At 51.6% G+C, this 13,841-nt stretch carries 10 protein-coding genes and 1 riboswitch; of the genes, 9 read left to right on the top strand and 1 reads right to left on the bottom strand.

All coding sequences use genetic code 11. From position 1 onward, the window contains the following. Nucleotides 1–72: 72 nt before the first annotated feature. The 5 genes from kdpB (at nucleotide 73) to HNR77_RS17660 (ending at nucleotide 7,488) form a co-directional block, all read left to right on the top strand. Nucleotides 73–2,073, top strand: a complete 2,001-nt coding sequence (gene kdpB / locus HNR77_RS17640; RefSeq protein WP_221443901.1) for a potassium-transporting ATPase subunit KdpB — start codon at nucleotides 73–75, stop codon at nucleotides 2,071–2,073. 69 nt (nucleotides 2,074–2,142) lie between these two features. After that, complete coding sequence (gene kdpC / locus HNR77_RS17645) at nucleotides 2,143–2,706, top strand: potassium-transporting ATPase subunit KdpC (protein WP_184187060.1); 564 nt, start codon at nucleotides 2,143–2,145, stop codon at nucleotides 2,704–2,706. Nucleotides 2,707–2,769: 63 nt separating this feature from the next. Beyond that, a complete protein-coding gene (locus tag HNR77_RS17650) occupies nucleotides 2,770–5,061 on the top strand; it encodes a histidine kinase (RefSeq protein WP_184187183.1) in 2,292 nt (763 codons plus the stop codon). Between the two features lie 87 nt (nucleotides 5,062–5,148). Then, nucleotides 5,149–6,783, top strand: a complete 1,635-nt coding sequence (locus HNR77_RS17655; RefSeq protein WP_184187063.1) for an ATP-binding protein — start codon at nucleotides 5,149–5,151, stop codon at nucleotides 6,781–6,783. Next, nucleotides 6,784–7,488 (top strand): response regulator, encoded by a 705-nt coding sequence (locus HNR77_RS17660; RefSeq protein ID WP_184187066.1) that lies wholly within the window; start codon nucleotides 6,784–6,786, stop codon nucleotides 7,486–7,488. It abuts the gene before it with no gap. 48 nt (nucleotides 7,489–7,536) lie between these two features. Here HNR77_RS17660 and melA read toward each other — a convergent pair whose 3' ends face one another. Beyond that, nucleotides 7,537–8,838, bottom strand: coding sequence for an alpha-glucosidase/alpha-galactosidase (gene melA, locus HNR77_RS17665; protein ID WP_184187069.1), 1,302 nt, complete (start codon nucleotides 8,836–8,838; stop codon nucleotides 7,537–7,539). Between the two features lie 276 nt (nucleotides 8,839–9,114). On the opposite strand from melA, the gene HNR77_RS17670 reads away from it, so the two are divergent. The 4 genes from HNR77_RS17670 (at nucleotide 9,115) to HNR77_RS17685 (ending at nucleotide 13,840) form a co-directional block, all read left to right on the top strand. After that, nucleotides 9,115–9,948 (top strand): AraC family transcriptional regulator, encoded by an 834-nt coding sequence (locus tag HNR77_RS17670; RefSeq protein WP_184187072.1) that lies wholly within the window; start codon nucleotides 9,115–9,117, stop codon nucleotides 9,946–9,948. Between the two features lie 128 nt (nucleotides 9,949–10,076). Continuing rightward, nucleotides 10,077–10,271: riboswitch (cobalamin riboswitch) on the top strand. 165 nt (nucleotides 10,272–10,436) lie between these two features. After that, nucleotides 10,437–11,375: a nickel ABC transporter permease gene (gene nikB / locus HNR77_RS17675; protein WP_184187076.1), complete on the top strand. Its 939-nt coding sequence runs from the start codon at nucleotides 10,437–10,439 to the stop codon at nucleotides 11,373–11,375. Further along, entirely contained in the window at nucleotides 11,376–12,209 is an 834-nt protein-coding gene (nikC, locus tag HNR77_RS17680) for a nickel transporter permease (protein ID WP_184187079.1), read from the top strand. 17 nt (nucleotides 12,210–12,226) lie between these two features. Next, nucleotides 12,227–13,840 (top strand): ABC transporter substrate-binding protein, encoded by a 1,614-nt coding sequence (locus tag HNR77_RS17685; protein WP_184187082.1) that lies wholly within the window; start codon nucleotides 12,227–12,229, stop codon nucleotides 13,838–13,840. The last annotated feature ends 1 nt before the right edge of the window (nucleotide 13,841 follow it).

Here is a 13,841-nt window from a genome sequence, read left to right on the forward strand (position 1 = left end):
ATTGAGCCGCAGCATCAACCCCAAAATAATCTACAGCGTGATCCTGGATCGAAGAGGCCTTTGGACAAACAGATGCTGCTTCAGGCTATGCGTGATGCGTTCAAAAAGCTCAATCCGATGGTCATGATCAAAAATCCGGTAATGTTCATTGTGGAGGTCGGCACGTTCATTACACTGTTATTATGCTTTTATCCAGACTTGTTCACTGCGTCTGATGCAGGTCGGGGGTACAATATTGCTGTATTTTTCATTCTGCTGTTGACTTTGCTTTTTGCAAACTTTGCAGAGGCACTGGCAGAAGGACGAGGCAAAGCCCAAGCGGATACGCTGCGCAAGACCAAATCGGAGACGATAGCCTATTTGGTGCAGAAGGACGGAACTTTGAAGCAAGTCGCTTCGACCCAGTTGAAAAAAGGGGATCTCGTCCGTGTGGAAGCAGGTCAGCTCATTCCAACGGACGGTGAGATTGTTGAAGGCCTGGCCTCTATTGACGAATCGGCCATTACAGGTGAATCTGCACCGGTCATCAAGGAAGCGGGCGGTGATTTCTCTTCCGTAACCGGGGGTACACGAGTCACTTCGGACTACATTATTATGCGGGTGCAGACAGATCCGGGTGAATCGTTTCTGGATCGCATGATCTCCCTCGTTGAAGGGGCACAGCGTCAAAAAACACCGAACGAGATTGCGCTGACAACCCTGCTCGCCGTGCTGACGCTTATCTTCCTGATTGTCATTGTGACGATGGTTCCTATGGCCGATTATCTTGGCATTCATCTGGATCTGGCAACCCTGATTGCCCTGCTCGTTTGCCTGATTCCGACGACGATCGGCGGCTTGCTGTCGGCCATCGGTATTGCAGGCATGGATCGGGTGACACAGTTTAACGTGCTCGCCATGTCAGGCAAAGCTGTGGAAGCCGCTGGTGACATTGACACGTTGATTCTGGACAAAACAGGCACGATTACGTACGGCAATCGTATGGCTTTCGAATTTACCCCGGTGCAAGGTGTGACGACAGCCGAGCTGGCTCAGGCGGCGCTTCAAGCTTCTGTTAGAGACGAGACTCCCGAAGGCCGTTCCGTTGTAGAGCTGGCAGGCAAGCAGGGGCACAGCTGGGCGGAGAGTCATTACGCGGGAGCGGAGAGTGTGGAATTTACCGCCGAGACACGGATGTCTGGTCTGAATTTGACTGATGGAACGAGAATTCGCAAGGGCGCGGTTGATGCAATCAAACGGTATGTAATCTCTGAAGGTGGCCGTGTACCGGGTGATCTGGAGGAGATGGCAGCACGAATAGCCAAAGCCGGGGGGACACCGCTGGCTGTAGCGATCAATAACCGTATCTTTGGTGTGATTTATTTGAAGGACACGGTGAAGCCGGGGCTCAAGGAGAAATTCGCAGAGATGCGTGCAATGGGCATCAAGACCATCATGTGTACAGGAGATAACCCCCTTACAGCAGCGACGATTGCACTTGAAGCGGGCGTGGATGATTTTATAGCGGAGGCGAAGCCCGAGGACAAGATTGCAGCAATCAAAAAAGAGCAGCAGGAGGGCAAGCTCGTCGCCATGACGGGCGACGGCACCAACGATGCTCCTGCTCTGGCGCAGGCTGATGTTGGCCTGGCGATGAACTCGGGAACCATGGCGGCCAAGGAAGCGGCCAATATGATTGATCTGGACTCTGACCCGACCAAGCTGCTGTCGGTCGTCTCCATAGGCAAGCAGCTGCTCATTACTCGCGGGGCACTGACGACCTTTTCCATATCCAATGATATCGCCAAATATTTTGCCATCATTCCGGCCATGTTCATTCTCGCCATGCCGCAGCTTCAGGCGCTGAACATTATGAGACTGGCATCCCCGCAGACTGCAATCCTGTCCGCCTTGATTTTCAACGCCATTATTATTCCGTTGTTGATCCCGATTGCCATGAAGGGTGTGAAATATCGGGCGATGTCTGCCGAACGGCTGCTAGGGCGTAACGTGTTCATTTACGGTTTAGGTGGGGTGATCGTACCTTTTGTGGGTATCAAGCTGATTGATCTGGTGCTGTCGAGTTTGATGTGATTCAGGGTAAAAGTTGCCGGATTGCTTGATTGAAATTGATCCATTAAATCTATTCAGGACGTGATATGTATGAAAATGTTTATACCCGCTTTGCGGTTGTCCGTAGTGTTGATGTTACTCTGTGGTCTTGCCTACCCTCTCCTGACGACGGGAGTTGCGCAGTGGCTGTTTCCAGCTCAGGCGAATGGCAGTCTGATCACACAAGATGGGAAAATTATCGGTTCTTCTCTGCTCGCGCAGGAGGTGAAATCGCCGGGGCTGTTCCAGCCCCGGGCATCAAGTGCTAATTATGATGCAACCGCTTCGGCGGGGTCTAATCGCGCTGTTGCATCCCCGGAATATATTGCCGAGATGAAGGAAAAGCTGGCTACTCTCCGCAAGGAGAACCCTGCATCTACGCTGCATATTCCGGCTGATCTGGTGACGGGTTCTGGCTCGGGGCTTGACCCTGACCTGTCTCCTGAAGCGGCTGAAGCACAGATTCCACGCATTAGCCAGGCAACAGGTATGAGCGAGCAGCAACTGGCTCAGCTTGTGGAGCGGCATACGCAAGGCCGCAAGCTAGGCTTATTCGGTGAACCACGCGTGAACGTTAACGAACTGAATCTGGCTTTGATAAATGCACAGAAGTGAGGAGGCTTCGAGAAGGAGGATACAGTTGTGGAGGACAGCTTCAAACGCAAATCTCCTGAAGAGATGCTTCGTATGATCTCGAAGCTGCACGAGGGTACGCTGAAAATTTACATTGGGCCAATCAGTGGTTCGGGCAAAACCTATCACATGCTTCGGGACGGCAACCATCTGCGTGAGCAGGGCGTAGATGTCGTGATCTGCGCTGTGTCCACGATGAGAAGACCGGAAACGGTAGAACAGCTCGGCGAGCTTGAACGTGTACCCAGCATTCACTGGATAAGACGCAGTGATGGAGCAGAGATGAAGGATCTGAATCTGGATGCTTTGCTGGTGCGCAATCCCGAGGTTGTACTGGTTGACGGGCTTGCCCATCGGAACCGGGCGGGGGCAGCATATGCGACCCGGTTGGAGGACATCCGCTTTTTGCTGCGACATAACATCAGTGTCATGACGACAGTGAATGTATATGAGCTGGAGGGTTACACGGAGCTGGCGAGACAGCTGACTGGGGTAAGAGCTATGCACACGGTACCCGCAGACACGCTTGAGCTTGCAGATGAAGTAAAGCTGATTGATGTTACGCCAGAGACTATTCTGAGTCGTTTAGCCGAAGGGCACCTGCAAGGTCATGGCGATAAGGATGTGTTCCGCCAAGGCAACGTAGGTATATTACGTGAGCTGGCCCTGAAGCTTGTCGCGGAAGGGGTCAATGAGTCTTTGCGTGAGCATAGGGAAGAGCTTGGCCTTCCTGCTACGACAGGTATTATGGAGCGTATTCTCGTCTCCGCACAGTATCACGGGAACGGTTCCATCTACATCCAGCGTGGGCAGCAGATTGCTCGCAGATTGAACGGGAGCCTGCATGCCGTCGTTTTCCGCCAGATGAAACAGCCGCTGAGTAAGGAGGAGGCTGTTTTTCGCCGCAGCATGATGAAGCTGGTGGAGAAAATCGGCGGACATATGCAGGAGACTCCGATCCTGCACCACCGCTATATTCCTGCCGCCTTGGCAGATTATGCGATGAAACAGCAGATTACCCGAATCGTAATGGGGCATTCGCGGCGTACACGCTGGCAGGAGTTATGGCAAGGCTCCATCATTAACTCTTTGCTGCGCCAATTGCAGGGGGTAGACCTGCTGCTGGTGGCGGATCGTGTAGCCTGCGAAGGTGAGAGGGTCCTTCCGGCCAAAGTCAGCGAGGTAGAACCTCGGACCTACCGCAGACTTAGCGAGCAGGAGATGAAGGAACAGATCGGATTGATTCGTCGCGGTACGTTCAAAATCTATATCGGAGCTGCTCCGGGTGTGGGGAAGACCTACATGATGCTGCGGGAGGGCAATGATCTGCTGCGCAAAGGCATCGACGTACAGATCGGACTGCTTGAAACGCATGGAAGGGCAGACACCGTGAAGCAGATTGGCGCACTGTCCATTATTCCGCGGGTGCAGCGCATGTATCAAGGATCGCAGCTGGAGGAGATGGACACGGAGGGCATATTACGAAGCCATCCAGAGGTAGTACTGGTGGATGAACTGGCACATACGAACGTGCCCGGGGGTGCCTGGCACAAGCGTTATGAAGATGTTCTGCAATTGCTGGATGCAGGCATATCCGTCATTGCAACCGTGAATGTGCAGCATCTTGAAAGTTTGAACGATGCCGTGGAGCATATCACAGGGGTTCGTGTGCGAGAGACCGTTCCTGATCGGATTATTCAGTCGGCAGATGAGGTGCAGCTGATTGATGTGGCCCCCGAGGCCTTGCGGCAGCGCATGCGAGAGGGTAAAATCTATGCATCTGCCAAGGTTGAACAGGCGCTTGCGAACTTCTTCAGAATGGGCAATCTGATTGCGCTGCGAGAGCTGGCCCTGCGTGAGCTTGCAGATGTTGTGGATGAACGGCTCGAAGCCCAACAATCCCCACGAACGCTGCGAGGCCCGTGGCGCAAGGAGGAGACTGTGTTTGTCTGTGTCAGCAATGACCGTCATGCTGAGCGCCTGATTCGCCGAGGTTTTCGCATGGCATATCGTTTGAAAGCGGCCTGGTATGTCCATCATGTACACATTGGTACAAAGATAAGCGGCGAGTTGCAGGAGGAGCTCTCCAGTTTGGAGCAGCTTACGGTTCGGCTTGGGGGTTATTTTCACATCCACTACAGCTCCAGGTTGAGGGAAGTGCCTGATATTCTTGCTGCCAAGGCTGCGGAAGTGAAGGCAACCCAGCTTGTAGTAGGGCAGGCGAGGCGAGTCTGGTGGTTGAATGGTCACCGGGGCTCCGGCTCCGTCGTCAATCGGCTTGTACGTCTGTCGAGGCATCGGGATGTATTGATCGTGGCAGATGATGACTATAAATAATGAAGATAATGAAGAGCAGTGGAAGACGAATTGTCTATGAAATAAAGAGGGATTATCTATGAAAGCAGCTGGAATCGAAATTGTCTGATGAAACGGGTGGGAAAGAATTTGTCTGAGTACACTGAAAAGGATGGAGACTCGAGCCGTGTACGTTTTTATTTTCGCTGGAAAAGGGTACCTGCCTATCTATGGGTTACGTTTGGCATCATTCTGTTAACTGTGCTGCTTCATATCATGGGCGTGAGCGATGATCTGGTTAATGTTGCTCTGGTGTACCTGTTCCCCGTACTGGTGAGTGCTGTGTATTGGGGAATGGGGCCAGCTGTGTACGCGGCCACCTTGAGTGTAGTTATGTTTGATTTCTTTTTCGTCCCGCCATATTTAAGTTTTACGGTAGAAGATCTGCGGTATCTGATCTCGTTCGTCGTATATCTGGCTGTCGCCGTCATGACGGCGAGCCTTGCAGGCCGATTGCGGCAGCAGCTGGATCGGGTTAAATCACGTGAAGCAACGACAAATGCGTTGTACGATCTGAGCCGTCAGATTACCGCAATTAGCGATCTGGATACTTTACTGGATAACATGACAAGCCATATATCACGGATGCTGGGTAGCAAGGCGGTCATGTATCTGCCTGATCCTCAAGGGGAATTGAAGCTGTGGGTGAGCAGTGGGTCTGCAGCAGCAGATTCGGAAAAGAGTATCTGGGGAAGCCATTCCTCGGAACTGGCGATCGCGGGTTGGGTGTACAAAAACGGGCAAATCGCGGGCCAAGGCTCGACTATGCTCGGGAAGTCCTCCGGGCTGTATATTCCGCTGCGGACAGAGGATCACATCCATGGCGTGCTGGCGGCAGACATGACCGCAAGCGAGATAGAGAAGCGGCAGGAGCAGCGTCTGCTGCTGGAAGCCTGCGGCAGTCTTGCGGCTGGAGCTATCGCGCGGGTGAAGCTGGCGGAGGAGGCTCGTCTGGCTCAGGTGACTGCTGAATCGGAGCGGATACGAACCGCGCTGCTGGATTCCGTGTCCCATGAGCTGCGCACACCGCTGACCGCGATTATCGGCTCGGCCACAGGGCTGATCGAGAATGATCAACTTTTTACAGCCGAGGATCGAAAAGAATTGACCAGCAACATTCGCGATGGTGCATTGCGTATGAATCGTCTGGTGACCAACCTGCTCGGTATGGTGCGACTGGAGAGCGGCATGCTGCAATTGAACCGTAAGTGGTGCGATGCAGGTGATATGATCAGCATTGTGCTCGCGAAGATCAGGGAATTCAGTCCTCAGCGAGAAATTACGGTGCAGCTGCCGGAGGAGCCGGTCTTTTTTTACGGAGATGAAGTGCTGCTGGAGCAGGTGCTGGTGAATGTCGTTAGCAATGCGATCAAGTATTCGCCTGAGGGAAGCAAGGTCACCATACAGGTGAGTGAGGATAAAAAAGAGGACACATTGATCCTCATCGTGGATGATCAGGGGATTGGAATTATGGAAGCGGAGCGGCATAAAATTTTTGATAAGTTTTATCGCTCTCCATCTACGCTCCATATAACGGGAACGGGGCTCGGTCTTGCCATCTGCAAAGGAATTGTAGAAGTTCATGGAGGGACGATCCAGGCTGAGACTAACCCGGACGGAGGAACAAGAATACGTATAGATTTGCCTGCGGGAGCGGAAGAATTACCGTTGACCTGTTCAGTGCAAGGAGAGGCTGGAGAATAGATGAACACTGCATCAGGGGCCCGCATTCTGGTGATTGATGATGAGCCGCAGATTCGCAAACTGCTGAAAGTGACCCTTCAGGCTCACCAATATGAGCATTATGAATGTGTGGATGGAGAAGAGGGCATCGTGCAGGCGAGCATCGTTCATCCCGATCTGATTATTCTCGATCTGGGCTTGCCCGGCATATCGGGCATGGACGTGCTTCGCCGGATACGAGAGTGGTCACAGGTGCCGATTATTGTACTTACAGCGAAGGATCAGGAGGCGGATAAAATTGCAGCACTGGATGGAGGGGCAGATGATTATGTGACCAAGCCGTTTGGCATGGGTGAACTGGTTGCCCGGATTCGGGTGGCGCTGCGCCATGTCGCCAAAACAACGGATGAACCCGTACTGCGCTTCGGATCACTGGTTATGGATCTGGCCCTTAGACAAGTTGAGCTGGATGGGGAACAGATCAAATTAACGCCGACGGAGTATGAAATGCTCAAGGTGCTGGCCTCTAATGCAGGCAAAATTATTACGCAGCGTCAGCTTTTGCAGCAAGTGTGGGGTGCGCATCATCATGAGTCAGACAGCCACTATCTGCGGGTTTATGTGGGCCATTTGCGCAAAAAGTTAAAGGAAGACCCCACCCGTCCTACATTTATCCAGACCGAGCCCGGGATAGGGTACCGTTTTTTATTACAGGATGAACCATAACAAGCAAAAGCGCCGTTTCCGGGTAGTCCAGAAACGGCGCTTATTGATTTATGAAGTGAATTTAGGCAGCCAGTCGCCGTGGGCTTCAATCAAATCGTCGCACATGGCTACGATGTCATCCATGGAGAGCTCGGCAGCTGTATGCGGGTCAAGCATGGCGGCATGATATATATGTTCTTTTTTACCCGTCATCGCGGCTTCGATTGTAAGCAGTTGTGTGTTAATGTTGGTGCGGTTCAGTGCTGCCAGCTGAGGCGGCAAATCTCCGATGGTTGTCGGGCTGATACCGGAACCATCGACCAGACAAGGCACCTCGACACATGCTTCACGCGGCAGATTGGTGATGAGTCCGTTGTTCATGACGTTGCCGCCGATTTTGTACGGACGATCCGTCTCCATTGCTTCCATAATATGCGAGGCATATTCACGGCTGCGCGTATGCTGAATATTTTCACTCGCAAACAGCTTCTCCCGCATTTCCTTCCATTCTGCAATCTGGTTTACACAGCGGCGTGGATATTCATCCAGCGGAATGTTGAAACGTTCGATCAGCTCCGGGTAGCTGCGTTTGATAAAATACGGATGATACTCCGCGTTATGCTCGGAGGATTCTGTGACATAGTAACCAAAGCGGTGCATCAGCTCATATCGTACCATGTCGTCATGGGTTTCCTGCTGCTTCTGTCTCGCAAGGCGTTTGATTTCAGGATACAGATCGACGCCATCCCTTGTCACCTCCAGCAGCCATGCCATGTGGTTAATGCCTGCGATTTTAGCAACGACACCTGTCTGATCCATTCCGAGCGCATCGAACAAGTGGGGTACGCAGACCTGTACGCTATGACACAGTCCTACCGTTTTAATGCTCCCATGCACATTCATGACGTTGGTGAGTACAGCCATCGGGTTGGTATAATTCAGGAACCAGGCATCCGGACATACCTCTTGCATGTCGCGCGCAAAGTCGAGCATCACCGGGATGGTACGCAGGTTGCGGAAAATGCCTCCAATGCCGAGGGTATCGGCAATCGTTTGACGCAGGCCGTATTTCTTCGGTATTTCAAAATCCGTGATGGTGCATGGATCATATCCGCCGACCTGAATGGCATTGATTACATATTTGGCTCCGCGCAGCGCTTCCTTGCGATCATGATATGTTTTGACGGAACAGCGACTGCCCAGGGATTGCGCCAGGCTTTTTAACAAGCGCTCCGAGTCACTTAGACGCTCGGCATCAATATCAAACAAGGCTAATTCAAAGTCCTGCAGGGCCTCCGTCATCATGACATCACCCAATACATTTTTTACAAAAACGGTGCTGCCCGCACCGAGAAACGTAATTTTGTTCATCTCAAGTTCATCCTCCCTGAAAAAATGTTGTACCCCAACTATAGGCCGAACAGGCCCGTATCACTATGGCTCAACCCCTCTCAAACATGGCATAATCCCATTTTTGTTCCCGTTTTCAGTCCAAATTTGCGTTATACAGCTGTTATAATTTAAGGTGAAGTAAGTGAGGGGAATTGTAATGAAGTAAATGAGGTTAGACGTAGTGAAGTGAGAGGGATTATGTATGTAAGTTTACGTCCAAGGCTGCATGACTGCTGCATTGAGAGGAGGAGAAGCATGAGCCGGAAAATAGAGATGAACGTGGTTTCTGCGGGCTGGACGCAGATGGAGCTGGTTTTGTTATTTTACGGATGGGAAGCGTGTGATTCTGCCCATTACTGGGGGCCGGGTGTTCGGGATTCCTATATTGTGCACTACATCCATGAAGGCTTCGGCACAGTGTATATGGGGGATCGGGAGTATCGTCTGACTAAGGGAGAGGGCTTCATCATATTGCCTGACACGGTCATCCATTATGAGGCTGATGCGCACGAGCCCTGGACTTATTCATGGTTTGGCTTCAAAGGCGTGCAGGCCAAGGCGTTTATGCAGCGTGCGCAGCTAAGCGCCGAGCATCCGGTATTCAAGGCGCGTGATGCTGAAACGATGGCGCTTTTATATGACGAGATGGTTCAGGCTGGAGCGAGCCCCCTTCCGGGAGGGGATGTGCTTCATCAGAGTTTGTTATATCGACTGATCGCGGCTTTGATATCTTCCGCCCCTGCCAGTGCTGAGGATCGCCAGCTGCTTTCGACCAAAGAAACTTATATTCGGCAGGCTGTGCAGTTTATGGAGAACCGCTACAGCCAGCGCACCTCTATTCTGGATATTGCTCAGGCTGTCGGACTGGACCGAACATATTTATCAGGTCTCTTCAAAGAACGATACGGCAAGTCACTTCAGGCCTTTTTCCTGGAATATCGTATGAACCGTGCAGCGGAGCTGCTTCGCAACCCTGCCCTTTCTGTCAGTGAAGTAGCACATTCTGTTGGTTACACGGACCCGCTTTTATTTTCCAAAATGTTCAAGCGTGTGACAGGTGTATCCCCAAAGGGCTCACGGGGGTCGTGAATTCGTAATTAGCGGTATCCAAGATTTTAATTTTGAAATAAAAGTTTTGAACATTAATCGGCATGCCGCTATACTGATACAGAAGTGCTATCCTTTTTGTGTAATTTTTAAATTGGTACTACGACTTAATTGAATATGTGGAGCTTGGTGCTCTGCCCGCTGGGGCAGAAGCTTAAAAGGGAAGTCCGGTGTGATGCCGGCGCGGTCCCGCCACTGTAACAGAGGAGTCTAGCAGCATATCCACTGGTCTGGAACAGACCGGGAAGGAGCTGTTATGACAATGACGCTGAAGCCAGGAGACCTGCCAGGTTTGACAAACACAGCAGTACCCTACGGGAGATAGGAAGGTGTTTAAAGAGCATGATTTTTTCTGAAAATCTGTTTATTTAAGGCGTCCTTATCCAGTACAACGGAGAGGGACGCCTTTTTGGAATGCACAGAAAATGGCGGTATATGTATGCATTACATCGGGAAGGGCGTTTTGTTCATTGGGCAGGTACATCATTAAACGATTATTACAGCTGGTCGCCGTTCTGTTTGGCATTACATTTCTGACGTTCCTGTTAACGTATCTGTCTCCGGGAGACCCTGCAAGGTTAATGCTAATGTCCACGGGAGTTACGCCTTCGGATGAGCTCGTCAGACAGGTGCGGTCTGAACTGGGGCTGGATCAGCCATTTCTGGTGAGATACGGAACGTGGCTTGCACAGGTGGTTACCGGAGACTTTGGTACCTCATATAAATATGGACGCCCGGTTCTGGACGTTTTGATGGCAAGACTGCCTGCTACGCTGCGGTTAACAGGAAGTGCGATGCTGCTCGTTATTCTGATCTCCTTTCCGTTAGGGATACTTGCGGCTGTGCATCGGAACCGGCTGCTGGACGCTGTGATTCGGCTGTTTTCGTTTGCCGGTCTGTCGATGCCCGGCTTCTGGCTGGGCATGCTGCTGATGCTGGTGTTTGGTGTGCAGCTGAAGCTGCTGCCTGTTATGGGAAGCTCGGGCTGGACAAGCCTTATTCTGCCTGCAGTCACACTGGCTATTCCGTTGATTGCCCAGTACAGCAGGCAGATTCGCGTGGTTCTGCTGGAGGAGACCAGCCAGAATTACGTGGTGGGAGCAAGAGCAAGAGGGGTAAAGGAGTCGATCATTATGTGGCGACATATACTGCCCAATGCCATGCTGCCGATTGTAACCCTTCTGGGTATGACAACCGGAGCATTGCTTGGCGGGGCAGCGATTGTGGAGAGCTTGTTCGTATGGCCGGGCGTAGGCCAGATGGCGGTGGATGCGATTTTTACACGGGATTATCCGTTGATACAGGGGTATGTCATGTGGATGGCGATCATCTATGTCACATTGAACCTGCTTGTTGATCTGTGGACACATCTGCGTGATTCGCGCATTCAACTGGATGTGGATGTCTAGATGCGCAGCATTCGATGGATGCTGACGGAGCGTCGCACATTTATGTTTCTGCTGTCTCTGACCGCAGGCTGGATCATTCTGGCTATCGTGGGTCCGCTATTTGCGCCGCATGATCCACTCGCTGCGAATTTTACCCAGGTGCTGCAGCCGTCCAGCCCGGAATATCCGCTTGGTACAGACCAGCTCGGGCGCTGTGTTCTGTCCCGTCTGCTCTATGGAGCGAGGACGTCGCTGCTGCTTACGTTCATGATGATCGGTATTGTATTCACTCTCGGTGTTGTGATCGGTACAATTGCCGGTTTTGCAAGAGGGGTGACGGATACAATCATGATGCGGCTGTGTGATACGCTGATGGCGTTTCCGGGATTGATTTTTGCCATTGCTGTGGTCGGTATGTTGGGTCCTGGTCTGTTTAATACCGTCGCGGCGCTTTCCGTTGTCTGGTGGGCAAAGTATGCGCGGATGGCTCGAAGTCTGGTCATTTCTCTTCAGCAAAAAGAATTCGTCACCACCGCAGCCTTCAGCGGTGCGCGTAAAATACAGATCATCGGCAGAACGATACTGCCCAATATGCTGTCGCCCTTAATCGTAATGGCCATGATGGATGTAGGTGGCATGATGCTCTCTATCTCGGGCTTGTCCTTTCTTGGACTTGGCGCACAGCCTCCAGACCCTGAGTGGGGAGCGATGCTGAATGAAGGCAGGCGATATTTGCAGACAGCGCCGTGGCTTCTAATTTATCCGGGGCTGGCGATATTCAGTACCGTGATCATTTTTAATTTGCTGGGAGACAGTTTGCGAGATGTGCTTGATCCCAAGAAAAATACAGCGTAACAGGGGGAAGTAAAGGCATGAGCAAGGTTCAAAGAATAGGGTTGTTTGCTCTCATATCCATGCTGGTGGTTCTGGTGCTGGCTGCTTGCGGCACCAATCCAAATTCATCGGCTTCATCATCATCGAATGCAGCAGAGAATGCGGGAAAATCATCAGGTGCAGATGCGGGCGGCACAGGTACTGCAGGCAAGAAATCACATCTGAATGTGGCATTGTTCTGGCTGGGCAGCAGCCTTGATCCTGCCGAGGAGTGGAACGGGTGGACGCTGGCACGGGCTGCGATCGGGGAGACGCTGATCCAGTTCGATGAACATATGAAGATGGTTCCCAAACTGGCGGACAAGTGGGAGCGAGTCGACGACACAACGTGGCATTTCCACATTCGTGACGGGGTTACATTTCATAATGGCAATCCGGTAACGGCTGACGCGGTCAAAAAATCGATTGAACGCTCCATCTCGCTGAATGAGCGAGGTCAATCTACACTGCCGATTGCTTCCATGACGGCTAAAGGGCAGGACCTTACGATGAAAACCACAGAGCCGGATGCCTCTCTTCTGGGCAACATTGCCGAGCCGCTGTTCATTATTGTAGATACCAGCGCAGATACGTCGAAGTTCAAGAGTGAGCCGATTGCTACCGGGCCGTTCATGGTTACCGGATACACTCCGGACCAGGAGATCAAGGTCAAAAAGTATGAAGGATACTGGGGCGGTGCGGCTGACCTGGACACGATGACCTTGAAGTATATCAAGGATGACAGCACACGTGCGCTCGCGTTGCAATCAGGGGAGATTGATGTAGCAAGTAATATAGGTCGCAGCAGCATGTCTCTTTTTCAGGACAAAACACAATATACGATCGATGAAATTCCTAGCCTGCGTACACAGTTCGTATGGTTTAATACGACTCATCCGTTGCTGAGTGATGTGAAGGTTCGCCGTGCCATCTCTTACGGGATTGATCGGGAGATGTATGCAAGTACGCTGGTTGGTGGACAGGCAGCCAAAGGGCCATTTACATCTGCCTTGCCTTTCGGGTACGACAAGATCAACGGATATAATTATGAGCCTGCAAAAGCAAAACAACTGCTGGATGAGGCAGGCTACAAGGATACAGACGGGGATGGAATTCGGGAGAAGGATGGGAAAAAGCTGTCTCTACAGCTCATTCTTAACTCGGCGTATGAGTCAGATTCCATTGTGGCGACGGCAATGCAGTCTCAGCTTAAAGAGATTGGCGTCGGACTTGAGCTAACCTCGTATGAAGATCTTACGGATCATCAGAAAAGTGGAAATTATGATCTCGCCCTGACGAGCATCAATACGGGGATTACGGGTGATCCGCAGTATATTCTTGACTTTTATTTCAAGACCGGGGCAGAGTGGAATGTTGGCGGGTACAGTAATCCGAAGCTGGATGACATCATTCAGCGTCTTCATTCGGAGTTTGATGTAGAGAAACGGTACGCCCTTGCCGCAGAAGCACAGCAGATTATTCTGGACGATGCCGCATATATGTTTGTGACCTATACACCGATTAATATAGTCAGTAAAAGTAATGTAAAGGGTGCAACGATGTACCCGATTGACTTCTATCTGCTGGATCGCAATATCAAGGTTGAGCAGTGAG

The sequence above is a fragment of the Paenibacillus sp. JGP012 genome, assembly GCF_014203995.1.
Taxonomy (GTDB): Bacteria; Bacillota; Bacilli; order Paenibacillales; family Paenibacillaceae; genus Paenibacillus; species Paenibacillus silvae.